The organism is Pseudomonas sp. RA_35y_Pfl2_P32, assembly GCF_963970735.1.
GTDB lineage: Bacteria > Pseudomonadota > Gammaproteobacteria > Pseudomonadales > Pseudomonadaceae > Aquipseudomonas.
In genome coordinates this window covers 1-498 of record NZ_CAXAQF010000242.1, presented here as the reverse complement: position 1 = coordinate 498, position 498 = coordinate 1, and the positions used below count along the sequence as shown (strand labels likewise).

Annotated in this window: 1 pseudogene; it reads right to left on the bottom strand. The window is 63.1% G+C overall.

What is annotated here, in order from left to right:
- Positions 1-498: pseudogene (locus tag AACY45_RS28070) on the bottom strand (phosphoketolase); the annotation flags it as partial.

Genomic DNA, 498 nt, shown 5'->3' with positions numbered 1-498 from the left:
TGCCTTCATCCTTATAGCCGCGCACATGAAAATTGCGGTGGTTGGTGCGGCGGTAGGCGAGCTTGTGGATCAGCGACGGATAGCCGTGAAAGGCGAAGATCACCGGCTTGTCGGTGGTGAACAGCGCATCGAAGGCGCGTTCGTCGAGACCGTGGGGATGCTCCGATTGCGGTTGCAGCACCATCAGATCGACGACGTTGACGACGCGGATGCGGATGTCGGGCACGAACTGGCGCAGCAACTGCACCGCCGCCATCGTCTCCAGCGTGGGCACGTCACCGGCGCACGCCATTACCACATCGGGGTCGCCCGGATCACTCGCCCATTCCCACACGCCCGCCCCCGTGGTGCAGTGGCGCACGGCGTCTTCAATGCCGAGCCATTGCCATTCGGGCTGCTTGCCGGCGACGATGACGTTCACATAATTGCGGCTGCGCAGGCAGTGATCGGCGACCGACAACAGGCAATTGGCATCGGCGGGCAGATAGATGCGCACCA